The sequence below is a fragment of the uncultured Campylobacter sp. genome (assembly GCF_938045595.1).
Lineage (GTDB): Bacteria > Campylobacterota > Campylobacteria > Campylobacterales > Campylobacteraceae > Campylobacter_B.
In genome coordinates this window covers 1-23058 of sequence record NZ_CALIBB010000111.1, presented here as the reverse complement: position 1 = coordinate 23058, position 23058 = coordinate 1, and the positions used below count along the sequence as shown (strand labels likewise).

19 protein-coding genes and 1 pseudogene are annotated in these 23058 nt (G+C 48.9%); 15 read left to right on the top strand and 5 right to left on the bottom strand.

The window, feature by feature from the left end; genetic code table 11:
* From Q0340_RS04565 to Q0340_RS04550, 4 genes and pseudogenes are all read right to left on the bottom strand, one after another.
* A pseudogene (locus Q0340_RS04565) lies at positions 1 to 455 on the bottom strand (7-cyano-7-deazaguanine synthase); the annotation flags it as partial.
* Positions 427 to 1662: a nickel pincer cofactor biosynthesis protein LarC gene (gene larC, locus Q0340_RS04560; RefSeq protein ID WP_298082351.1), complete on the bottom strand. Its 1236-nt coding sequence runs from the start codon at positions 1660 to 1662 to the stop codon at positions 427 to 429. The gene larC and the pseudogene Q0340_RS04565, both read right to left, overlap by 29 nt.
* Positions 1663 to 1664: 2 nt before the next feature.
* Complete coding sequence (gene larA, locus Q0340_RS04555) at positions 1665 to 2915, bottom strand: nickel-dependent lactate racemase (RefSeq protein WP_298082350.1); 1251 nt, start codon at positions 2913 to 2915, stop codon at positions 1665 to 1667.
* Between the two features lie 206 nt (positions 2916 to 3121).
* Positions 3122 to 4789 (bottom strand): anaerobic C4-dicarboxylate transporter, encoded by a 1668-nt coding sequence (locus tag Q0340_RS04550; protein WP_297960764.1) that lies wholly within the window; start codon positions 4787 to 4789, stop codon positions 3122 to 3124.
* Positions 4790 to 5084: 295 nt separating this feature from the next.
* Here Q0340_RS04550 and Q0340_RS04545 point away from each other — a divergent pair, with 295 nt between their 5' ends.
* The 13 genes from Q0340_RS04545 (at position 5085) to Q0340_RS04485 (ending at position 20022) form a co-directional block, all read left to right on the top strand.
* The gene (locus tag Q0340_RS04545) at positions 5085 to 6242 is read left to right on the top strand and encodes a hypothetical protein (protein WP_298082349.1); all 1158 of its coding nucleotides are present in this window, start codon (positions 5085 to 5087) and stop codon (positions 6240 to 6242) included.
* A 12-nt stretch (positions 6243 to 6254) separates the two neighbouring features.
* Positions 6255 to 8846, top strand: coding sequence for a Sec-dependent nitrous-oxide reductase (gene nosZ, locus Q0340_RS04540; RefSeq protein WP_177389184.1), 2592 nt, complete (start codon positions 6255 to 6257; stop codon positions 8844 to 8846).
* Between the two features lie 43 nt (positions 8847 to 8889).
* Positions 8890 to 9666: a cytochrome C gene (locus Q0340_RS04535; RefSeq protein ID WP_298082348.1), complete on the top strand. Its 777-nt coding sequence runs from the start codon at positions 8890 to 8892 to the stop codon at positions 9664 to 9666.
* Positions 9663 to 10868, top strand: a complete 1206-nt coding sequence (locus Q0340_RS04530; RefSeq protein ID WP_298082347.1) for a nitrous oxide reductase family maturation protein NosD — start codon at positions 9663 to 9665, stop codon at positions 10866 to 10868. The genes Q0340_RS04535 and Q0340_RS04530 overlap by 4 nt, the downstream gene beginning before the upstream one ends.
* Positions 10865 to 11668 (top strand): 4Fe-4S dicluster domain-containing protein, encoded by an 804-nt coding sequence (locus tag Q0340_RS04525; protein WP_298082346.1) that lies wholly within the window; start codon positions 10865 to 10867, stop codon positions 11666 to 11668. The genes Q0340_RS04530 and Q0340_RS04525 overlap by 4 nt, the downstream gene beginning before the upstream one ends.
* Positions 11665 to 12312 carry a hypothetical protein gene (locus Q0340_RS04520; protein ID WP_298082345.1) on the top strand — a complete coding sequence of 216 codons (648 nt, stop codon included), beginning with the start codon at positions 11665 to 11667 and terminating at the stop codon, positions 12310 to 12312. The genes Q0340_RS04525 and Q0340_RS04520 overlap by 4 nt, the downstream gene beginning before the upstream one ends.
* Positions 12309 to 12755, top strand: coding sequence for a cytochrome C (locus tag Q0340_RS04515; RefSeq protein ID WP_177389178.1), 447 nt, complete (start codon positions 12309 to 12311; stop codon positions 12753 to 12755). Before Q0340_RS04520 ends, Q0340_RS04515 begins: the two co-directional genes overlap by 4 nt.
* A gap of 3 nt (positions 12756 to 12758) precedes the next feature.
* Entirely contained in the window at positions 12759 to 13661 is a 903-nt protein-coding gene (locus Q0340_RS04510; protein WP_298082344.1) for a NapH/MauN family ferredoxin-type protein, read from the top strand.
* 8 nt (positions 13662 to 13669) lie between these two features.
* Positions 13670 to 14308, top strand: a complete 639-nt coding sequence (locus Q0340_RS04505) for an ABC transporter ATP-binding protein (protein WP_297949549.1) — start codon at positions 13670 to 13672, stop codon at positions 14306 to 14308.
* Complete coding sequence (locus tag Q0340_RS04500) at positions 14292 to 14972, top strand: hypothetical protein (protein WP_298082343.1); 681 nt, start codon at positions 14292 to 14294, stop codon at positions 14970 to 14972. Before Q0340_RS04505 ends, Q0340_RS04500 begins: the two co-directional genes overlap by 17 nt.
* Positions 14973 to 15625: 653 nt before the next feature.
* Positions 15626 to 16453, top strand: coding sequence for an ABC transporter permease subunit (locus tag Q0340_RS04495; RefSeq protein ID WP_298082342.1), 828 nt, complete (start codon positions 15626 to 15628; stop codon positions 16451 to 16453).
* Positions 16450 to 17085, top strand: coding sequence for a nitrous oxide reductase accessory protein NosL (locus Q0340_RS04490; RefSeq protein WP_298082341.1), 636 nt, complete (start codon positions 16450 to 16452; stop codon positions 17083 to 17085). Before Q0340_RS04495 ends, Q0340_RS04490 begins: the two co-directional genes overlap by 4 nt.
* Before the next feature lie 216 nt (positions 17086 to 17301).
* Positions 17302 to 20022, top strand: a complete 2721-nt coding sequence (locus tag Q0340_RS04485) for a carbon monoxide dehydrogenase (protein ID WP_298082340.1) — start codon at positions 17302 to 17304, stop codon at positions 20020 to 20022.
* 499 nt (positions 20023 to 20521) lie between these two features.
* On the opposite strand, the gene Q0340_RS04480 is transcribed toward Q0340_RS04485, so the two are convergent.
* Positions 20522 to 20725, bottom strand: a complete 204-nt coding sequence (locus tag Q0340_RS04480) for a hypothetical protein (protein WP_298082339.1) — start codon at positions 20723 to 20725, stop codon at positions 20522 to 20524.
* Positions 20726 to 20888: 163 nt separating this feature from the next.
* Between Q0340_RS04480 and Q0340_RS04475 the strand changes: the two genes are divergently transcribed.
* On the top strand, positions 20889 to 21881 hold the full coding sequence (locus tag Q0340_RS04475) for an iron ABC transporter permease (protein ID WP_298082338.1): 993 nt from the start codon (positions 20889 to 20891) through the stop codon (positions 21879 to 21881).
* Complete coding sequence (locus Q0340_RS04470) at positions 21874 to 22650, top strand: ABC transporter ATP-binding protein (protein ID WP_298082337.1); 777 nt, start codon at positions 21874 to 21876, stop codon at positions 22648 to 22650. The genes Q0340_RS04475 and Q0340_RS04470 overlap by 8 nt, the downstream gene beginning before the upstream one ends.
* Positions 22651 to 23058 lie beyond the last annotated feature (408 nt).

The following is a 23058-nucleotide window of genomic DNA, read 5'->3' as shown; positions in this document are numbered from 1 at the left end:
AGCTCGCGGATTTCTGATTTGGTTAAATTTATCAGCGGCGAGAGTACGCCTAGCTCCTCTTTTGCCTTGAGCCCAGGGCGGTATTCGCCCAGATCGTCTCGGTTCGTGCCGTCTGCGACGCGGCTAAAGCCAAGCTCACGGGCGCGCTCTATCAGGCGCGTAAAAACCGCCTTTTTGCACAGATAGCAGCGGTTTTCTGGGTTGTCTTTGATCTCCTCTGCGACGCCGAGTTCTAAAATTTCGTGGCGGATGCCGTAGGCGTGGGCAAATTCCATGGCTTCTGCGATCTCGCGCGAGGACATATAGGGCGATCTGATCGTTATGCCGATCGCACGCTCACCCAGCGTGTCGTGCGCCGCGCGTAGCAGCAGCGAGCTGTCCGTACCGCCGCTAAATGCGACCGCGAGTTCGCCCAGCTCGCGCAGATCAGCCTTTAGTTTTTCTAGTTTCGTCATAGATTTTCAGCGCCTCTTTTCGCACCCGCTCTATCGTCGTGCCGTGCGCGAGCGCCGCGGCCTTGCAGTCGTCAAATTCCGGTTTTGCCTTTTGCGTTTGGCTGCTGCCAGAAATTTTAAGCCCTATCTCGCCGAATTTCGTCTGCACCCGCGCAAACTCGCGCTTTAGCTCGGTTTTAACAACCTCTACCTCGCGAACGCCGATCGCCGTCGTGTGCGTAAATATCATATCCTTTAAATTTTGCGCGTCCTGATTGCGGCACAGCGCGTTTAGCTCAAAGCCGATGCGCCCCTTTTTCATAAAGATTGAGCGGCCAAAGACGTCCAGCGCGCCGTTTTCGCGCAAAATTTTGCACGCAAAGGCAAAGCTCTCGGCGTCCATATCGTCGATGTTCGTGGAGATTAAAATTTGCTTGCAAAACTCGCTGTAGTCCGAGCGCGCGGCTAAATTTCGCTCGTATAAATCCTCATCCGCCTCGCAGATCATCGCGCGAAGCACGTTTGCAAAGCCCGCTGCGTCCTTGCCGCCTGCGCCGTAGCCGATCTTTTCTATTTTAAAGCTCGCGCCGTCCGTAAATTCGTCTGCGCAGGCCTTTAAGATCGCCGCGCCCGTTGGCGTAGTCATCTCGAAATTCGCGCGTCCGAGGCTTACTGGTGCGCCTTTTAAAATTTCGCAAACGGCGGGTGCCGGCACGCTAAGCGCGCCGTGATCGCAGATCGCTACGCCGCTGCCAAGCTCGATTTTGGAGCTTACGACGCGCGAGACGCCGAGCTTTTCAAAAAGATACTCGAGGCAGATCGCCGCGCCCGCGATATCGACGATAGAGTCTATCGCGCCAAGCTCGTGGAAATGCACCCGATCTATCTGCGTGCCGTGGACTTTGGCCTCGGCCTGCGCGATCGTGCGAAATATCGCGCCCGCTCTTTGTTTGCAGCTCTGGCTTAAATTTGAACTCTCTAAAATTTGCCTGATACCCGCGTAGCTTCTGGCGTGGGGCTGCGATTTTAGCGGCACGACGTCGATTTTGGTCGCGGCGATGCCGTTTTTTAGCACGTTTTTGCGCTCTAGCTTAAATTCGCCGGCTAAATTTAACTTCTCAAGCTCGGCGCAAAGATAACCAAAATCCACGCCGAGCCCCACCAGCGCGCCTAAATTCATATCGCCGCTGATGCCGCAGCTCGCGTCGTAATATAAAATTTTAGCCAAGCCTAGGCCTTAGGCACCGTCATCGAGCCAAACGGCAGGATGATGATCTTCGTGTCCGCGCCCTTTTGCGCGAGCGCGTCGTCCACGGCCTTTTGTATGTCGTGATAGGGCTTTAGATGCACGGCTCGCATCTCATCGTCGCTCAGATCGCTCACCGCCCAGGTCTGCGCCCAGAGCGAGATTTCAGCCATTTTAGCGGCTTTGTGGTAGCCGAGCTTAAAGCCCGCGCTGATCTTTTCGAGCACCTTTTTAGGCGTATCCGCGGATGCCATCAGATCAAAAAACGGCTTTGGTCCGATGCCGGTGCGGCACTTTGCGACCATTATTAAAATTCCGTCCTGCGCGAGCGCTAGTTTGCCGTTGTCTAGGGCTTTTTGAGCTTGATAGAGATCGACGTCCATCGGATAGGGCGCGACCGAGATCACGATATCTGCCTTGCACGGGATATTTACGCAAAATACCTCGTCGGCCTTTTTCACGCAGTCGTAAAAGCTGTCGTTTAGATCGCCCGCGCTTGCGTAATACACGCCGTGCTCACTATCAAGCACCGTCTGGATCGAAAAAACGTCGATGTGCGCGAGCACCTTCATCGCGTCGATCATATCCTCATGCACGGGGTTGCCCTCTAGGCGCAGCGCCTGCGCGTCGGGGCTTAGTGCGAGCTTGTGATTTTGCGTGATGCTCTCATACGACGCCGTGCCCGGCAAAAAGGCCTTTCTGCCGCCGGTGTAGCCCGCGAAATAGTGCGGCTCGACCGAGCCTATGACGATCACTTTTTTAGCTTCTGCTACGATTTTGTTTAGATACATCTGCGTGCCGTTTTTGCTCTCGCCTAAAAAGACCATCTCATCGTGCTTGGAGTCGTGATCGTGAACTTCGTTTTTGGCTCTGATCTCCGCGTAAATTTCTTTGCCGAAGATCATCTCATACTCATCGAGCGAGCACTGCCTATGGCAGCCGGTGGCGATGATGAAAATTTTATTTTTCTCGCGGATTTTTGGGTAAATTTGCTTTAAAATTTTTGCCGTAGGCGTAGGTCTCGTGCCGTCGTTTACGATGATGACGATCTTTTCGTCGCCAGCGATAAACTCATCAAAGCTTTTTTGATTTATCGGATTTGCCAGAGCCTTTGCGATGAGCGCCGTTTCGTCAAATTTAGCCACGGGGTTTGGATCAAAAACGCCGAGCAAATTTTTCTCGTTTATCTCTAGATTTAGATGATCATCTTTGCCGTATGCGATAGGGATTTGCATATCTGCCTCCTGTGTGGAATTTGGCGGGATTATAACGTAAATTTTATTTAAAACGAATTAGCCTAGAGCGGGTTATGAACGGAATTTAGAAAGCTTTAGAATTTAAAAATTTAGAGCATTTAAATTTCAAAATTTTATAAAATTTTAAAAAGCCGCTGGGATTTAAAATTTAAAGCTCGCGAGTGTTGGACTCGCGAGCGCAATTATTATAAATAGCCGTAAATATGAGCGAAGATAAAGCCCATCGCGCATGAAGTAAGAACACCTATTAGCCCAGGGAAAATGAAGCTGTGGTTGATGACGAATCTGCCGATATGCGTAGTGCCGGAGCGGTCGAACTGGATCGCCGCAAGATCGCTCGGATAGGTAGGTAGGATATAGTATCCGTAGCAAGCCGGTGCAAACGCAATAATAAGGCCCGGATCAATACCGATGCTAACCGCTAGCGGTACGAAAGTAGCAACCGCTGCTGCTTGAGAGTTAAGGAATTTACTAATCAAAAGCGAAACGATGACATATGTCCACGGATACGCCATAACGACCTTTCCTAGCGACGCTTTAAGCATTTCGATGTGAGCGGTAAACATAGTCTCCGCCATCCATGAAATTCCATAAATGGCTACGAGTGCGATCATACCGCTATGAAAAATTTCGTTTTTAGCGATATTACCCGCTTTTATACCCGAAGCGATCATCATGATGGATGCTGCAAGAAGCATGAAAATTTGAATGGTTAAGACCATATTTAAATTTGTGGTCTTTTTCATAGTATCTTTTACGACGATGCTTGCGTTTGCGATACTTTCGCTCTTATCGCCTGTCGTGATGACGACATTTCCGTCTTGAGAGACGATGCTTTGAGTAAGCTTTTTATCTTTGTCGTAAATTTCGACGCTATTAAATTTCGTCGCATCTTTGGCTTTGGACTCTTTGACGTTTGAGACGACCTTACCGCCGTCCACCATGGAGATAACCTGACCATCTTTAATCGTGATGTTTTTGACCGTCTTTTTATCGACGATGATCTCTACGGATTTGCCCGGAACATTTTTAGTCCACGCAGGGCGCAGGCTTTTTTCGTAACCTAAAACCGCAACTAGCGCAATAGTGGCTAAGAATATCCACATGCAGATCCACTTAATCCTAGGAAGCTTTTGACCTAGCAAGGTTGTGCTTTCGCCGTAGATATATTTTTTCTGCTCTGGGTCTTTGATCTTTTCTTGGAATTCCGGATCTTTATCCAGATCTTTACCTCTAAAAATCGACCACGTTCCGATTGCAAGCATACCGATGAAAGTAGAAGGGATTGTTAACTTAAGTAGATCCAAATACGTACTAAAGCCCTCGATATGCACGCCTTGACCTAGCAAGATCGCAACCATCGAAACGCCGGCAACCGAAACGGGGCTAGCGATGATAGCAAGCTGCGAGGAGATCGTAGAAGCAGCCATCGGGCGCTCAGGGCGAATTCCATTTTTAATAGCTACGTCATAGATGATCGGAAGTAGCGTATAGACGGTGTGTCCGGTTCCACATAAGATTGTAAGCGTCCACGCAACAGTTGGAGCGATGATACAAACCATTTTCGGATGCTTACGAAGCAATTTCTCCGCTATTTGAAGCATTACATCAAGCCCTCCCGTAGCCTGTAGCGTTGCACTTGCTACGACAACTGCGAGGATAGTTAAAATAACGTCCACTGCCGGCTTACCCGGCTCTAATCTAAATCCAAACACTAAGATCACTAAGCCTATACCGCCTAGAATTCCCAGCGCCATACCGCCTTTTTTAGCACCATAAAACAAACAGCCCAAGACTATAATGAGCTGCAAAAAGAATTGAGTGCTTTCAGACAAACTTGTCAGAAACTCCATAGTTTCTCCTTCAGTAAAATTTAAAACAAACTTTGGCGATTATACTAACTTTTTATTTAAACAAAATTAAAGGAGCGTTGCGAATTTTAAAAATCTGTCAAAATAAAAATTTACTGAAATTATAATTTTAAAGCGGAATTTATAGCGAAATGTGAAAAATAAAATTTTACTTAGAGCTGTTTTTATATCATAAAATTTCGCAACTTTTAAGAAAACTTAGAATTTCATTATAGCTCAAGCTTTAAACCGATTTTTAAGCCTTGGAGTAGTATCATTTCGCAAAGAGCGGATTAAGATGAATTTTATAAAATTTTGTATTGCCTTTTTGATTTGTTTATCGCAGATGGCGGCAGCTGGCAGCTTTGATCTAAACGCCACGCTACGTTTGGGCGCATTCGACGCAGGCTCGCACCGACTGCTTTTATGCGGCAGTGGCGGCGAGCTTAGGATGTTTGATACTGCTAAATGGGATGTGGAGTTCGCGCAAAAATACAGCGATAACGAAATCACGGCTCTAAATTTTAAAAACGGCAAAATTTATCTAGCTTGGGGTGGAGCCGAAATCGCGGTGCTAAACGATAGACTAAAGTTTTTACGCACGCTTAAGACGGGGCGTAGCGGCACAGCCCAAATAGATGTGATCTATGCCGCAAAAGACGCGATTTACGCGGTAGTGGATAAGAATCAACTAATAAGATTAGACGAAGACCCTGATAACAGCGCGGACGGCGGCTACGCCCCAGATGAGAATTCCACCGCAAACGGGCAATCTTTAAATAGAAATTCCGCCCCCGACGGGCTGCGCGGAATTTCGCTTCATTACGGCAGGATCAATGCCGTTAGCCTGGGCGCTAACGGACTTTGCGTCGCAAGCTGGAACGGCGTAGCCTGTTTTAGCGCAGATCTCGTCGCGACTAAATTTAGCGGCAGCGATACAGCGCCTAATCGCGCTGCGCAGGGAGAGCTTGGTAGCGTGAAATTTAAAGATGCGGAATTTAATAGCACGAAAAGCGTGCAAGGCTCCGAGCTAAACGAAACTAAAGTTAGCGGCGCAAAGAGCGCGGAATTTCAAAGCTCAGAATTTAAAGGCGCAAAATTTCAAGACGAGGGGCTTAAAACTCGAAGCGAAATTTCAGCCGAAGCTGGCGATAAAAATTTAAGCGGCTCTATAGCCACTGCACTTGCAGACTGCGATGGGACGCTGTTTACAGGCGATATAGAGGGGAATTTTATAAATTTAAAAAGCGGCGAGCGCAAAAGCGTGGGCTCTTGGATCAAATCCATCGTGTGCGCCCGCGGCACGCAGTTTATCGCTACTAAAGATAAAATTTACGAAAATCAAAAAGCAGGATTAAAGGAGGTTGTGGATTTAAAAAGCGAATTTTTAGCGATGTACGCAGACGGGGAAGCGATCCTCGTAGTCAGCAAATCAGGCAAAATTTTAAAATTCTAAGAAAGGATTAGTATGTTAAAAAGTTTCAAACCCGTGCTTTTGGGCTCGGTTTTGTTCGCCGCAAGCGCCCTGTGTGCCGCGGATAGCGACTTAGAGCGCGTGATGAAAGAACGAAATTTAAGCGAAAAAGACGTTTTAGCGGCGGCTAAGACCTATCAGCCGACCGGTAGGAAGGACGATTATATGGTCTTCTCTTCCGGCGGTCAAAGCGGACAGGTGCTAGTTTACGGCGTGCCGTCGATGAGGATCTACAAATATATCGGCGTATTTACCCCGGAGCCTTGGCAGGGATACGGTTTTGATGAGGAGAGTAAGGCGGTCTTAAGATCGGGCTCCATTAACGGCAAAGAGATCAACTGGGGCGATACTCACCATCCAAATTTCAGCGAAAAAAACGGCGAGTATGTGGGCGATTATCTCTTTATAAACGATAAGGCGAACCCAAGAATCGCGGTTATAAATTTATCCGATTTCGAAACCACTCAGATAGTCGTAAATCCGGTAATCAAAAGCGATCACGGCGGCTCTTTCGTAACGCCTAATACCGAATACGTCATCGAAACCAGCCAATACGCAGCCCCTTTTGATAACGACTGGCACCCAATCGAGGAGTATCAAGCAGTCTATCGCGGTGCAGTAACGCTATGGAAATTTGACTACGATAAAGGTAAAATCGACGTAAATAAATCCTTTTCTCTAGAGCTTCCTCCATATATGCAAGATCTAAGTGACGCAGGTAAGGGCGAGAGCTTCGGCTGGGCGTTTACCAACAGCTTTAACTCCGAAATGTACACAGGCGGCATCGAAAAGGGTCTGCCTCCGATGGAAGCCGGTATGAGCCGCAACGATACCGACTACTTGCACGTTTACAACTGGCAAATTCTAGAAAAGCTTGCTCAAGACAGCAAAAACTATAAGGTCGTAAACGGACACAGAATCGTTACGATAGACGCCGCCGTAAAAGCGGGAGCGCTATTTTTGATCCCTGAGGCTAAATCTCCTCACGGCGTCGATGTTAGCCCTGATGGTCGCTATATCATCATCGGCGGCAAACTAGATACTCACGCCAGCGTTTATGATTTCAAAAAGATCAAAGAGCTAATTGATAAGAAAGAATACGCAGGCAAGGATCCATACGGAATTCCGATCTTAGATATGCAAAAGACGCTTCACGGACAAGCAGAGCTTGGTCTTGGACCTTTGCATAACACCTTCGATTCGCAAGACGGCGTAATCTATACATCGCTTTACGTTGATAGCCAGATCGTAAAATGGAACTACAAAACGCTAAAGGTTTTAGATAGGATCAACGTCCACTACAATATCGGACACCTTGATTCTATGGAGGGTAAATCCTCAAAGCCGGTCGGCAAATACGTAATCGCGCTGGATAAGCTTTCGATCGATAGATTTAATCCTATCGGACCGCTTCATCCGCAAAATCACCAGCTCATCGACATTACAGGGCCTAAAATGGAGATGCTTTACGATCTTCCTATCGGTCTAGGCGAGCCGCACGACGTAGTTTCTATCGCAGCTAGCAAGCTTCATACGAAACCTACCTATACTATGGGAACAAACTCTCGTACCGGCAAGCAGCACCCTGCTATGACGCTAGCAGGTCAGGAGCGCATCGAGCGCGACGGCAAAAACGTAAAAGTCTATGCTACAGCGATCCGCAGCCATATTAATCCTGAGCACATCGAGGTTAATAAGGACGATAACGTAACGATCTATATGACAAATTTAGAGCGTGCCGAGGATGAAACTCACGGCTTTACGGTTGATGATTACGATTTGCATATGTCACTTGAGCCAGGCAAGACTGCGAGCGTAAATTTCATCGCAGATAAAGAGGGCGTATTTCCTTTCTACTGCACGGAATTCTGCTCTGCGCTGCACCTTGAGATGTTCGGATATCTATACGTAAAAGATCCGAATAAAAAATACACTTCAGCTAAAGCGTCTATGCTAAAAGCTCTTAGCCCAGAAGCTCTAAAAGCCGAATACGACAAGGTAGTAGCTACGAATAAAGCCACCGACGACGTTATTCAATCAGTCGTTAAATTCTTAAAAGAGAAAAACTACGAGAAATATCCTAAGGTCAAGGCTTTAGTCGATGACGCGCTGGATCAATACGGCAAAATTCCTGAAACTAAAGCCAAGGCAGACGCTGCGGTAAAAGCAGGCGATATGAACGGCGCGATACTTTGGGAAGGTCAAGTTTGGCAGTACCTAGTAAAAACCGCAGATGTCGGACTTCGCGCTAAAAATAATCTAATCCGCGAGCTCTCCACTCCTATGAGCGAGGCTGCATCTAACGGCGAGAAGGCTTACCTACGCGGAGGCTGCAACGGTTGTCACGTCATCGGTCAAGTAAGCTCCGGTCCTGATCTAACGGGCGTCCTACTTCGCCACGAAAACGGCGAGAAGTGGGTAGCCGATTTCATCAAAGACCCTGCTAAATTCTACGAAGACGACTACGTTAAGGCAATGATAAATTACTTCAACCTTCGCATGCCAAATCAGCATATGAAAGATGAAGAGATCAAAGATATCATCGAATACCTAAAATGGGTCGATGAGAACGCGGGTCTTAACTAGCCCCCACTCTCCCCCGCAAGGGGGAGAATTTAAAGGAGATGAAATGCCAAAATATAAAATTTACGCGATTTTAGCGCTGCTTATTATGACGGTCGCTTTTACCATCCCTACGCTCGGATTTTTCAAAGTCCAAGGCAAAATCGTATCGGGGCAGGTTAGCAGCGTCTCGCAGCTGCCCGCATACTCCGCACCGATATGGAATTTTTATACAAAAGCATCGTATAAAAATCACCTAATTCCTAGTGATGTTAAAAATGATCTAGGCGCGATGCTGGAGCATAAATTTGAAGTGGGGGTCCCTAGCATACCAGTGTGGAAAATTTCGCTCGAAGCGCCAAACTATCCGAAGGAGGCCTTCCCCGATGGAATTCCGCTCTACGTCCACGTTGACGGCTTTAGCGGCGATGTCGGCGAGATGAATACCCTAAACCACTATATCGGAATGTATCCCGTCTGGCGCGGCGGCACGCTCGAGCACTCGCTATCGCCGTATTATCTCATAATCGCTACGATCGGCATGCTTGCGTTTTTGTACTATGATGGCAAGGGGCAGACTCTGCTTATGATCCTGCCGATCATTGCGCCGCTTATCTTCATCGGCTGCTACGTGGGTTGGCTGTATTGGTTCGGGCATAACCTGCAAGACTGGGGCGCGTTTAAAATAAAGCCTTTTATGCCTACAGCATTTGGCGACGGCAGCGTAGCGCATTTTACTACCCATTCATATCCGGCTCTTGGCTTTTGGTTGATGTTAGCTCTATCGCTACTATCGGCGCTGGCGCTATTTTCTAAGAAAAAATTTCTACGAGAACATAGATGAGGCTTTTGCTTCTAGCATTCTCGCTCGCGCTAAGCTTAGGCGCGGGCGAGCTTCAAGACGCGATCGATAGCGCAAAAGCGGGCGATATTATAGAACTAGCCGCGGGCGAGTATCACGGCAATATTTTAATCGATAAACCCCTTACTATCGACGGACTAGACCGCTCCGCCGTGATCATAGGCGATCGCAACGGAACGGTCATCCGCGTCCGCTCTCCGCATGTTACAATCAAGAATTTAACAATTCAAAACGGAGGCTTCGAACATCTTAGCGAGGATGCAGGGATCAACGTAAGCGACGTAAACAGCGTAATCATAAAAAATAATCTCATCAAAGACGTGCTCTACGGCGTCGTGCTAAGCAAGGCAAACGACGTAACGATCGAGGGCAACGAAATTTCAAGCAATACCTACCGCACGAGTTTTAAAGGCGACGGCATCAAGCTTTGGTATTCCAATGCCAATAAAATTTTAAATAACGACGTCCATAACGTCCGCGACACCGTTTTTTACTTCTCTAATGGCAATCTCGTCGCAGGCAATAAAGGCCACAGCTGTCGCTATTCGCTGCACTTTATGAACTCCGGGCATAACGTCGTGGAGGATAACTACTACGACGGCAATAGCGTGGGATTATTTTTTATGTTTTCAAGCGATAATATCGCCAGACGTAACATCGTGCGCAACGCAGACGGCGCTTACGGCGTAGGCATAGGTATGAAGGATAGCTCAAATTTTACGATCACCGACAATAAAGTCATCTACAACGCCCGCGGATTTTATCTGGATCAATCCCCCTATCAGCCGGGCTCACTTAACGTTTTTGAAAACAACGATATCGAATACAACAGCATCGGCGTGCAATTCCACGCCACGCAGCTAAAAAGCGTATTTAAAAACAATAAATTTAAAGGCAATATGGAGATTGTGCTAAACGATACGCCCCAATCCAAGCTCTTGCAAAACGAATGGAGTGGCAACTACTTCGACGATTACGACGGATTTGACCGCGACGGCGACGGTTACGGCGACGTTAGCTACAGCTCATATGCTTATGCCGATAGGCTTTGGGCGCATAAACCGAGTGTGCGGTTTTTTTACGGCTCCAGCGGGATCGCGCTTTTAAATTTCATTTCCAAGCTCGCTCCGTTTTCAGAGCCTGAGCTACTGCTAAAAGATCCAAAACCTAGGATGAGGCAATGATAAAGAATAGACGCGAAGCGATAAAACTACTCGGCGGAGCGCTCGGGACACTCGGGGCAGCGAACTTATTTGCGGATGGAAATTCTACCAATTCCGCGGGCAGTGAAGCGCAAAATTTAAACGAGCAAAATTTCGTAAATTCTGCAGGACAAAATTCCGCGCCGAATTCTATAAAACAAAATTCTAGCGGGGATTCCGCCTCTTTATATCTGCGCCCACCCGGAGCGCTAGCGGAACGAGGCTTCCGCTCTAGCTGTATCAAGTGCGGTCAATGCGTGCAAGTCTGCCCCTATCACAGCATCTATCTGCTCGATATTACGCATATTTTTGACATCGGCACGCCCGTCATCGACGCCAAAGAGCGAGGCTGTTATCTTTGCGGCGCGCTTCCTTGCGTGCTCGCCTGTCCAAGCGGCGCGCTCAGCCACGAGACGAACGAGCCTAAAAAGGTCAAAATGGGTATCGCCGTGATCGAAAATTTAGACGCCTGTTTGGCGTATCGCGGACAGGTTTTAAAATCTAGCGATCTGCGCCTAAAGCCCGCCAAGACCGAGCAAGAGCGCGAGCTAAACTCAGCGCTAGCGGCGAAAGAGGGCAAGCCCTGCGATCTGTGCGCGTCGCTGTGCCCTTACCCGCAGCCGCTTGAAGCTATTGCGATGATAAAGGCGAATGAACATTTCGCCCCGCAGATCCGTAGCGCTTGCGTCGGCTGTGGCGCGTGCGCAGAGCTCTGCCCGGCGCGTATCATCGAGATAATCCCGCGGGCGGATTACAAATCAATCTATGAAGGAAAACAATGAAAAACTCCATTAAATTCTACCTCTGCTCGCTAGCTGCGGCGCTTTTGTTATGCGGCTGCGGAGATGACGGTGATTCAAGCTCCGCCGCTGCAAATTCCGCAGGGCAGAATTCCGTTTCGCAAGGCCCCGCAGGGCAAAATTCTGCGGATCAGAATTCCGCGAGTTCAAATTCCGCATCGCAGAGCGCGGAACAAAATCATACTGCAAAGCCTCGCATCAGCGTTAAAAGCGGCGAAGCGCCCAAGAAGGACGATAAGTTCGTAAGCTACGATTTTTACGGCGAGCGAAAAGTAAATTTTAATCTAAACGGCGACGTGAACGAGACGACTAAAAATATCGTGGCGTATTCGAGCATCAAAAACCAATACGAAAAGCTAAATTTCGATCTGATGAAAAAGCGCCTTGGGCATGATTTTATCCTGCGCTGCTCGGCGTGCCACGACGACTACGCCAACGGCATCATAGGTCCGTCGCTTCTGGATAAAACCGACGCGCAGATCGTGGATATGATTAAAAAGTATAAATTCAAAGAAAAGCCTAATCCTCTTATGGTGCAGCTCGTAAACGGCATGAGCGAGCAGCAGATAGAGACGATGGCGAAAGAAATTTACGAGTTCAACAAACAATTTAAGGAGCAGAAATGAAACCGGGCAAAATTTTAGCTTTGATTTTGGGTGTAGCACTGATCGCGCTGATGATCTTTATGGCTAGTTCGGACGATTCTAGCGCGCCGCAGCAGGAAGTCAAGCCGCAAGCGCAAGCAAAGCCCGCACCGCAGAGCAAAAGCGTCGATCTCATCGACGATAAGGATGTGAAAAATATTAAAATTTTGCAGCAGAGCGTCAAAGAGCGCGATTTTAAGGTTAGTAGCTCCTATCTGGTAAGCTGCGCGCCCTGCCACGGCGATGACGGACGCGGCAAGATCGCTCCGCCGATCGGCGGCAAGAGTAAGGATCAAATTTTAGCAAGCCTTAAAGATTACAAGGCGGGTAAGATCAAAAATAGCCTAATGAGCGGGCTTTTAACCAACGTAAGCGACGAGAGCCTAGATAAGCTCGCGGATGAAATTTCAAAATTTAAAGAGTAAGTCTTGGATAAATATAATTCGCGATGCACGATCAAAAATACGAGCTTTTTCTCGACCTTCGCGCTTAAAAATAAAAGCGGCAAACTGCGCCCCAGCATTCGGGCGCTGCGCTACGCCACGGTATTTTTGGTGCATCTGCTTTTCGTGCTTTCCTTTCGCGCCGATATTCAAATTTTAGAAGGCGACATCAGCGGCTCGCGGATACTTGGCTTTCACCTAGCCGATCCCTTTGCCACCCTTGAGGTGATCGCCGCACATAAGGATCTGCCGATAAATTTGCTCATCGGCTCGGGCACCATATTGCTGTTTTACTTCATCGCGGGCGGTAAGGCTTTTTGCTCGTGGATCTGTCCTTACGGAGCGCTTAGCGAGATCGGCGAGAAGCTGCATAATACGCTAATTGCCAAGCACGTCATCAAGGAGCGCACCCTGCCTCGCGGTATGCGATATGCGATCTGGGCGGTATTTTTGCTGCTAAGTGCTATTACAGACCTGCTCGTTTTTGAAATTTTTAACGTAGTTGGAATTTTATCGCGCTTCATCATCTACGGCTTTTCGCTGGCGGGGCTTTGGATCGTTTTTGTGTTTTTGCTCGAAGTATTTTTTAGCAGGCGGGTGTGGTGCACGCACCTATGCCCGCTAGGCAGCACCTATTCGCTTGCGGCGAAAGCAAGCCTTAGCAAGATTACTTGGGATAAGAGTAGGTGCGATCACTGCGGCGTTTGCCAAGACGTCTGCTTCGTCTCGCACGTACTGGATATTACCAAAAAAAAGGCATCCGAAAACCTGGGCGATAAGAGCAAATTTATGCTAAAAGGGATCGACTGCACGCTATGCGGACGCTGTATCGACGTGTGTCACCAAGACGCACTCGGTATCGGCAATAAGCTAAAAGATATGATCTAAGGAAGCCTATGATAGAGATTAAAAACGTAAGCAAGAAATTCGCAGATCAATTCGTTTTAAAAGATATCAATCTAAATATCGATGATGGCGAGCAAGTGCTTTTCGTCGGGCAAAACGGAGCGGGCAAAAGCTCGCTGATGCGGACGATTTTAGGCGAATACATACCCACAAGCGGCAGCGTCGCTATCGACGGATTTGATTCATTTAAGCAGCGTAGCCGCGCTCTACGCGGTATCAGCTTCGTGCCACAAACCCCGCCGCCGCTTAAGCTGAGCCTAAATGAGCTCATCTACTTCGCCGAGCGCACGGCGGACGCAAGCAGAGCGGATATAGTAAAATTTTGCGGTGAAATGGAGCTTGATCTGGGTTCAAATTTAAACAAACCCTTTCATAAGCTATCCGGCGGTATGAAGCAGAAATTTTTAATTGCGCTAGCATTCGGCAGAGCTAGCAAGGCGATGATTTTCGACGAGCCGACCGCCAATCTCGATCCGAGCGCGCGCGAGCGTTTTAAGACGCTTTTGCACAACTACGCAAAAGATAAGAGCTTGATCTTTATCTCGCATAGGCTCGAGGAAGTGGGAGGGCTGGTAAAAAGAATGATTTCAATGGATCTAGGGAGGATCGTAGATGACAAAAATGTTTAAAATTATGCTTTGCGCACTTGCGGCGCTTACGTTTTTAGGCTGCGGCGACGAGAAAGACTACGGCAACGTCCATTACGACAGAGACGTGTGCGAGCACTGCCAGATGGCGATCAGCGACAACCGCTTCAGCGTCGATGTGCGCGTGGACGGCAAAAACCACTACTTTGACGACATCGGCTGCTTAGTGGATTTTATGGTTACCAACGACAAACTTAGTTGGCTGAAGGACGCCAAAATTTACATCAACGACGCTAGCGGCAACGGCGAGTTTATCGACGCACGCACGGCGCACTTTTATCGCGGTTTTAAAACCCCTATGTCGTTTGGCTGGGGCGCGTTTAAAAACAAGCAAGAGGGCAAGCAAGACTTCAGCTTCGATCAAGTAGTCGCGGCGCTTAAAGCAGGCGGCGGCTCGCACGGCATGGGAATGGGCGATATGGGTCGCGATGCGCACGGCAATATGGGAAGCATGCACGGACACGGCGACATGGGCGGAATGAGTGGAATGCAAGACCCTCACTCCGCAGAGCACCGCATGAGCGGACCTAAGCATGATATGGGCGGCGGCGATGCAGGCAGCACGGCGCACCCTCAAAGCTCACCGCACGATATGCACGAAAGTAACGGCACTGCGCACGATATGCATTCGGGGCACGCGCATTAAGGCCGTTTGCTTAAGACGGATTTTAAAAGGCTAGGATTTTGCGCTAAATTTAAAACGTAAAATTTCAGCGCATCGCCCACGCCGCCATAGATGAGATAAAATTTTAATTTGCAGCTGCGGCGTGAGGCAAAGCTAGGCTTAGAAAACGACCGCGAAATTTTATCTTGCGACGCGGCTAAATTTAATGTACAGCATGAAATTCCGTTCTGCACTTTAAATTTACGCGGACGCGCTAGCTTAAAATTTCGCTGTAAATTTAAAATTTATCTGGCGCGGAATTCGCCGCTTCGGGATTTTTAGAATTTTAAAATTTTATGCCGCGGAATACGCCCGGCTTTGGAATTTTACGGAGCTGAAATTTAAGCGCCCCTGTCAAACGGCTAAATTTTAAAACTACGACGGATGAGTGATAGTAGGTAGCAAACGACGCGCTGTTTGAGTGCGCCGCAAGCTCAGGCTTTAAATTTAAAATTTATGCGCGGTCCACGGTCGCAGGCGGCGGATAAAATTTTGCCGCCTATTTAAAGCTTGGCTGGCAAATTTAAGGCTGCAAAATCCGCGCGGCGAAACGGAGCCGAGCTTAAAAACGCGCATTTAAGCCGCGCGAGAAATCTAAATTTAAAAAGCGCGCCGAGGCGCAATAAAGGAAAAGAATGAAAAATTTACTCACCATCGCCGCTTTGGATATCAAAGAGTCCTTCCGCTCGCGCTGGTTTTTGCTCTATCTGCTGATCTTTAGCGGGCTCGTGGCGGCGTTTTTCATCACGGGGGTGACCGACTCGCGCGTGCTCGGCTTTAGCGGGCTTTCGCGACTGCTGCTGCTGTTTATTCAGATCTGCATCATCATCCTGCCCGTCTTCGTGCTCGTAACCACCAGCAAGGCGATCCTAGCCGATCGCGACCTAAACATCCTCGAATACCTGCTAAGCTTTCCGATCTCGCAGGCGCAGTATTACTACGGCAAGGCGCTAGGAAGGCTGTTTGGAGTGTTCGTGCCGATATTTTTGTCGCTGCTGCTCGCGATCGTTTGGGGCGCGATCAAAGGCACGGGCATTCCGTGGGCGATCTGCCTGCTTTATGCGGGGCTGCTTTTTAGCTTATGCGCGGCGTTTTTAGGGATCGCTTTTTTGATCTGCGCCGTTTCAAAAAGCCAAGAGATGGGGCTTGGGCTCGCGTTTTTCGTCTGGCTTTTCTGCCTTGCGTTTTTGGATCTCGTGCTGATCGGACTGCTCGCAAAAACGGGCGTGAACGAAAATCTGATCTTTGCGATCGCCCTAGCAAACCCGATGGAGGACTTCCGCATCGCCGCTATCAGCCTATTTGATCCCGATCTTGCGGTCATCGGCACGACGGCGTATTTTATCCTAGATCACTTCGGGCGCGGGCTTTTCATCGCCTTTTCGCTGCTCTATCCGATCGCGCTGGGCGCGGCGAGCCTGATTTTGGGCTATTTTATCTTTAGATCGAAGGATTTAGCGTGAAATTTCCACTCATTTTGGCGGCATTTATAGCGCTTTGCGGCGCAGCAGAGATGCAAAATTCGACGGCTCAGAGCTCCGGTTCGGCGCAAAATTTGGACACGCCCAATACAGGCTCCGGCTTGGCGCAGAATTCTAAAAGCGTGCGCGATCTTACGTGGCTTAAAGACGTAAATCTTACCTGCGCCAAATACGGCATCGATACTAGCGCGCACCCTGAATTTCGCGCCTATGCAAGGTTCAAAGACGGCAGCGCGCTCGCGTTTGCTTCGCCCAAGGCGATGTTTGCATATTTTTTCGAGGGCGAAAATTTGAGCGGCAATAACGGCGGGGCTTCCGCAGAGGAAAATTTGATGAGCAAAAATCCCGCTAGCGGCAATTTCGGCGAGTCAAATTCCACGAACGCAAATTTCGGCGGCGCGGAGCTTTACGTCACCGATTACGCAAGCGGCGAAATTTTGCGGGCGCAGGACGCGTTTTATGTATTCGGCAGCGTGCTGCAAAGCGCCAGAGGCGACGATCTTATCACGTTTGCGAGATTGCGTGATGCGCAAGACTTCATGCGCGAGAAAAAGGGGCATAAAATTTTGCAGTTTCGCGAAATCTCCGCCAAGCTAATCGATTATCTAAGATGATCGAGCCGCTTGGCGAAATTTAAACTAAGTTATTTAGTATATTTTATTCATAAAAATTTATCTTTTATTTTAGTGCGCTATTAAGGGAATTTAAAGCAATTAAAAAATACAATCACGTTAAATTTTATCTATAAGAATTAAATAATGTAGTTTTTTAGTATATTATTAAGGACTACATTCTCGCTTATTTTTAAAATAAATTTTAAGGAGACAACCATGGCAAACGACAAAATCTCAAAACAAAAAGACTCACGCAAGAAGGCTGCGACGGATGAAAATTCCGCTGCGAATAAGGGGGAAAATTTTGCCGCAGACGCGGTCAAAAGCTCCGCCGCATCCGTTTTCGACAAAAGTGCAGGCACTGCTAAAAATTCCACCGCAAACTCTATAACTTCCGCCTCGCTTACTCGCGACAAAATTTCTAAAAATCTCGCTACAAGTGAGAATTCCTGCGACGAGTACGACTGCGAAGCCAAAAATTCCGCGTCTGGCTACGATGATAGCGCAAGCTCTGCTTCAAGTACGAACTTTGCGGCGCACTCAAGCACTCAAAGCGTAGGCAACGCTAAAAAATCCGCAATAAACTCTACAATAAATTCCATGGCTGATTCTTTGACAAATTCCATCTCAAATCCTGCGAAGAGCCCAAGTAGCGACGATCACATCTCTTACTCGCACGAGCATAGCGATAACTCCGCAATCCACTCGCATCTACGCGACGAAGATCTTGCGACCCACCCACACGATCAAGAAGAAAACCTCGCAGCTTATTTGCACGAATACAGCGCAAATTCTGCGGCGTATTCGCACGAGCGCGACGAGGATTCCGTCATCAGCTCACACGAGCACGACAAACATTGCCATGATCACAAGCCTCACTCTCATCGCGCGATTATCGGATTTGACGAACACGGCATCCCAAAAGTTTTAGTGCCCGCAGAGGCTAGTCCGCACACACATAAAGACGCGCAGGGCAATCTTTTCGAGCATTTTCACGAGGCGGAATTTACGGCGGATTATATGAAGGCGTTGCTTGAATACAAAAAGACCTTCCCTACAAAGCAAGAAGTACTTGAGAAAACCCCTGATCCCGCCGTGCGCGAAATGATGCTTAGGATGGAGCAGATCGGCGTAGATACGGCGTTTGATCGCTTCGATAAACAGATGCCTATGTGTAGCTATGGGCTTAGCGGAGTATGCTGTAAGATCTGCAATATGGGACCTTGCAAAATTACTAAAAAGGCCGATCGTGGCACTTGCGGTGCGGACGCCGATCTCATCGTGTCGCGCAACTTACTGCGCCAAGTAGCTGCGGGCGTAGCTCAACACGGCGCGCACGCCAGAGAGCTTCTACTGTCGCTAAAATGGGCGGCACAAGGCAAGCTAGATCTGCCAATCATAGGCGAATACAAAATCATCAATACCGCCAAAGCCTTTGGAATTCCAACTGAAGGCAGAGAGTTAAAAGAGGTAGCGATCGAGCTTGCCGATACGCTTTTGACAGATCTTTCGCAAAGCAGCGGCGAGTATAAAACCATCACTGCGCTCGCACCCAAGGAGCGTCAAGAGGTATGGCGCAAGCTGGATATCTTGCCGATTAGTGCGTATAACGAAGTCTTTGAGGCGTATCACCGAACGGGTGTAGGCACGGACGGAGACTGGCGCAGCGTGATGCAGCATCTTTTGCGCTGCGGGCTTGCTTTTACCTTCACCGGCGTAGTAGCTGCGAATATCGCTACGGATGCGCTATTTGGCGTAGGAGATCGCGTAACTTCCAAAAGCAATATGGGCGCACTTAAAAAAGGCTGGGTCAATATCGCCGTGCACGGACATCTGCCGACATTAGTAAGCCTAATAGTGGAGATCGGAAATTCTAAAGAGTACCAAGACAAGGCTCGCGCAATAGGCGCGCAGGGGATCGCATTTTACGGCGTGTGCTGTTCTGGGCTATCGGCGATGTATCGCAACTGGGGCGTCGTGCCGCTCTCAAACGCCGTAACTGCCGAACTCGTCATAGGCACGGGCGCACTTGATCTGTGGGTAGCCGATGTCCAAGATGTCTATCCTGCGATCATGGATGTAGCTAACTGCTTCCAGACCAAGGTCGTTACCACAAGCTCATCAGCTAGGCTTCCCGGAGCCGAGCATATAGGCTACGATCATCACCATAGCAATATCGCCGAGACTAGGAATTTGGCGCGTAAAATTCTAGACCGCGCATTGCAATCTCACGAAAAGCGTAAGGGGCTACCGGTATATATCCCGCCGTACGAAGTCGAGGCCGAAGTGGGCTTTTCGGTAGAATTCGTCCATAAGCACTACGGCGGCATGGAGCCGTTAGCGCACGCGCTAAAAAGCGGTGAAATTTTAGGCATCGTAAATATGGTCGGCTGCACCAATCCTAAAGTGCCTTATGAGCGCGCTATCATAGATGTCGCACAAACCCTAATCGAAAATAACGTCCTAATCCTAACCAACGGCTGCGCGTCGTTCCCGCTAATGAAGCTGGGCTTTTGCCAAAAAAGCGCGTATAAAAAAGCAGGCGCGTCGCTGCGGGCATTTTTAGAAAAAGATGAGCTTCCGCCGGTATGGCACGTGGGCGAGTGCATCGATAATACCCGCTCCAGCGGAATTTTCGCAGGTATCGCAGGGGTGCTAGACAAAAATCTCTACGAGCTGCCGCTTGCCTTCACCTCTCCCGAGTGGGCGAACGAAAAGGGCGTCGATGCCTCGCTCGGATTCCGTCTAATGGGCATCGACTCATATCACTGCGTCGAGTATCAAATCCACGGCTCCGCAAATGTCATACACTTTTTCAAAGAGGGCACCAGGCGTGCGCTTGGCTCTGTGATGCACGTAGATACCGATCCGGTCGCGCTCGCGCTAAAAATGGTAAGCGACATGCGCTTAAAACGCAAAGCTCTAGGCTGGCAGTAGCGACGACGGATTCATTTCGCATCGCATTTTAAGCGATGCGAAATTTCATGATAAAATTTAACTCCTTGCGGGCAAATAAAATCCCGCAGCTAAACGAGTAGTAAAATTCTACGACTAAGTGGCTAGCAAAACCGGGGTCAAATAAAGAGAAAATTTTCGCGCCGCATCCGTTCGTGGAATTTTAAATCAAATCTTCAAATCCTACGTAAAATTTTGCCGCACGCTGTGTCTGCTGCTAAATCGGCGGAATTTAGCCGGGCAAATTCCGCCATCAGGTTTAAGTCTATCTTTCGCGAAAGGATGAAATTTTAAAATTCCATCTTGGCGTAAATTTCGTAGACTCTCATCTGAAATCCGCAAGCTAAATTTTGCTAAAAGCCTTATTGCACAGAGCTGCACGCCATTAAATTTTGCTCACGTATATGAAAGCCGAAATCATAAAAATTTAATATGATATGTGCTAAAATGCCACATCTGTTTAAGGATTTAGATGTATAAATCAAAGCCGCTGCAGCCACTGCGTCATCATCGGTAGGAGATGTCGCACGAGGCGGAGGCACTGCTCTGCTGCCAAGTCCTGCGTTTCGCAGCTTGAGGCGGTGCGGCAAAAGCGCGTCTGTGCTGCGCCTGCAAACATTTTCGGCTGAGACCGCACGGGCGCGAGGGCGCCACTGCAAAGCTTGCAGGCGGTTAAAATTTCCATCCGGATCTTTTCTGAAGTATTGATCTTGGGGCCATCACGAAGGAATTTTACCGCAAGCCTCTCGCCTACGAGCCGGAGGGCGGAATTTTAAGCGGGTTTCAACGAGGCGAAATTTCAAAGATTAAATTTAAGACAAAAGATAAAATTTAAAGCAAGGGAAGGTATGAAAAATTTTAAATTTATGCTCGCGCTGCTGATACTGGCGACGATCGCGACGATCGCGATATCGCTTTGTATAGGGCGCTTCGGCCTAAGCATCGCCGAGGTTTTAAAAGCGCTTAGCGGCGGCGAGGTAGCGCAAAACGTCCACAACGTCGTTATGGATGTGCGCTTGCCGCGCATCATCGCCGCAGTGCTCGTGGGCGCGGCGCTTGGCATCAGCGGCACGGCGTATCAGGGCGTCTTTAAAAACCAGCTCGTCTCGCCCGATCTCTTAGGCGTAAGCGCGGGAGCTTGCGTGGGCGCGGCGATCGCGATCCTGCTTGATCTAAATATCCTTTTGATCCAGCTTTTCGCCTTTGTTTTCGGGCTTGCGGCGGTTTGCATTACGCTTCTAATCACGCGCGCGCTGCGTTCGAGCGCCACCATAATGCTCGTGCTTGCGGGCATCATCGTAAGCGGTCTGATGGGCGCGCTGATCGGATTTTTAAAATTTATGGCTGATCCCGAGACGAAGCTTGCAGACATCGTGTATTGGCAGCTAGGAAGCCTCGCGAAGGTCGATCCCTCCGTGCTAGCGATGATAGCGCCGGTGATGGGGGTTTGTATCGCTATCTTGGTGCTGATGAGCTACCGCATAAACGTCCTATCCATGGGCGATGCGACCGCGGCGAAGCTAGGCGTAAACGTCGTGCTGGAGCGGGGCATCATCATCGTCTGCGCGACGCTGCTAACCGCAAGTAGCGTGTGTATCAGCGGCATAGTCGCGTGGGTGGGGCTTTTGATGCCGCATCTAACGCGCATGATCGTGGGCGTGAGCAACACCAAAGCGATCCCCGCGAGCATATTTTTAAGCGCGATCTTCGTGCTCATCGTAGATGACGTAGCGCGCAGCATAAATCAAAGCGAGATCCCGTTAGGGGTGCTTACGGGCTTTATAGGCACGCTATTTTTTATATTCATCCTGCTTAAAAACAAAAGGAAGCTAAATGGTTAGGGTTGAGAGCTTAGACTTCAGCTACGTAAAATCCGCCCCTCTAACGCTGCGCGACGTGAATTTGCACCTCGAAGCGGGCGCGATGCTGACGATTTTGGGGCAAAACGGCGCGGGCAAATCGACGCTTTTAAATTTAATCAGCGGCACGCTTGAGCCCCTGCGCGGTAAAATTTCAATTGACGGCAAGGATATGGCGAGTCTCAGCGCCAAAGGGCGCGCCGAGATCATCGGCTACGTCTCGCAAAGCGAGGTCTGCGAGTACGACTACAGCGTCTTCGAATACGTCCTGATGGGGCGCACGGCGCATATCGGGATCTTTTCGCAGCCGAGCGAAAACGACTACAAGCTCGCGCAGCGCTACATGAAAATGCTTGAAATTTGGCACCTAAAAGACAAGATCATCACGCGCCTAAGCGGCGGCCAGAGGCAGATGGCGTCCATCGCGCGCGCCCTTTGCAGCGAGCCTAAGATCGTGATCTTCGACGAGCCTACCTCGGCGTTAGACTTTGCCAACCAATACAAATTTCTCCGCGCCACGAAGGAGCTTCTCAAAAACGGCTACACCGTCGTTTTGGCCACGCACAATCCCGATTTCGCTCTGCTTTTAGGCGGATACGTCGCGCTCGTAAAAGGCGGCGGCGAGGTCGCATACGGCAAGGCCGAGCAGATCATAAAAAGCGAAATTTTAAGCAAACTATACGATCTGAAGCTCGACGTCAGCTACAACGAAAAGGTCGGCAGGGTCTGCTGCTTGACGTATCCGTTTTGATCTTGACTTCTCGCGGCGGCTAAGCCGCCGCTGCGAGCGGGAGTGCAAGCACTCCCTGCACCCACCTAAAGTTACGGCAGGCTAGCGCCTGCATTTTTATTGGTTTAACTTCGCGGAGGGGGTACAGCTCGTCCTTAAATATAGGAGCTTCTTAAATTTAAAATTTTATCGGTTTGGCTGTGCGAGCAAGAGGACTTAATGAACGCTAGCGGCGGTAAAATTTTAGCGTCCGCGGCGGGGATTTTGCGACGGCGAAATTTTAAAATTTCAAAGCGGGCGGTGGGGCCGGAATTTTAAAATTTGTTCCGAATTTTAAGCATAAAAATCAAAATTTATCGTTACAATTACGTAGAATTTTTAAGGAGTAAAAATGAAAAAAATAGTTCTTTTAAGCGCAGCTGCGGCGCT

What these genes read in the sequence shown, in the direction of transcription:
- larA (WP_298082350.1), bottom strand. Translation starts at nt 2,915, where the DNA reads ATGCAAATCCCTATCGCATACGGCAAAGATGATCATCTAAATCTAGAG.
- Q0340_RS04550 (WP_297960764.1), bottom strand. Translation starts at nt 4,789, where the DNA reads ATGGAGTTTCTGACAAGTTTGTCTGAAAGCACTCAATTCTTTTTGCAG.
- Q0340_RS04545 (WP_298082349.1), top strand. Translation starts at nt 5,085, where the DNA reads ATGAATTTTATAAAATTTTGTATTGCCTTTTTGATTTGTTTATCGCAG.
- nosZ (WP_177389184.1), top strand. Translation starts at nt 6,255, where the DNA reads ATGTTAAAAAGTTTCAAACCCGTGCTTTTGGGCTCGGTTTTGTTCGCC.
- Q0340_RS04535 (WP_298082348.1), top strand. Translation starts at nt 8,890, where the DNA reads ATGCCAAAATATAAAATTTACGCGATTTTAGCGCTGCTTATTATGACG.
- Q0340_RS04530 (WP_298082347.1), top strand. Translation starts at nt 9,663, where the DNA reads ATGAGGCTTTTGCTTCTAGCATTCTCGCTCGCGCTAAGCTTAGGCGCG.
- Q0340_RS04525 (WP_298082346.1), top strand. Translation starts at nt 10,865, where the DNA reads ATGATAAAGAATAGACGCGAAGCGATAAAACTACTCGGCGGAGCGCTC.
- Q0340_RS04520 (WP_298082345.1), top strand. Translation starts at nt 11,665, where the DNA reads ATGAAAAACTCCATTAAATTCTACCTCTGCTCGCTAGCTGCGGCGCTT.
- Q0340_RS04515 (WP_177389178.1), top strand. Translation starts at nt 12,309, where the DNA reads ATGAAACCGGGCAAAATTTTAGCTTTGATTTTGGGTGTAGCACTGATC.
- Q0340_RS04505 (WP_297949549.1), top strand. Translation starts at nt 13,670, where the DNA reads ATGATAGAGATTAAAAACGTAAGCAAGAAATTCGCAGATCAATTCGTT.
- Q0340_RS04500 (WP_298082343.1), top strand. Translation starts at nt 14,292, where the DNA reads ATGACAAAAATGTTTAAAATTATGCTTTGCGCACTTGCGGCGCTTACG.
- Q0340_RS04495 (WP_298082342.1), top strand. Translation starts at nt 15,626, where the DNA reads ATGAAAAATTTACTCACCATCGCCGCTTTGGATATCAAAGAGTCCTTC.
- Q0340_RS04485 (WP_298082340.1), top strand. Translation starts at nt 17,302, where the DNA reads ATGGCAAACGACAAAATCTCAAAACAAAAAGACTCACGCAAGAAGGCT.
- Q0340_RS04480 (WP_298082339.1), bottom strand. Translation starts at nt 20,725, where the DNA reads ATGGAAATTTTAACCGCCTGCAAGCTTTGCAGTGGCGCCCTCGCGCCC.
- Q0340_RS04475 (WP_298082338.1), top strand. Translation starts at nt 20,889, where the DNA reads ATGAAAAATTTTAAATTTATGCTCGCGCTGCTGATACTGGCGACGATC.
- Q0340_RS04470 (WP_298082337.1), top strand. Translation starts at nt 21,874, where the DNA reads ATGGTTAGGGTTGAGAGCTTAGACTTCAGCTACGTAAAATCCGCCCCT.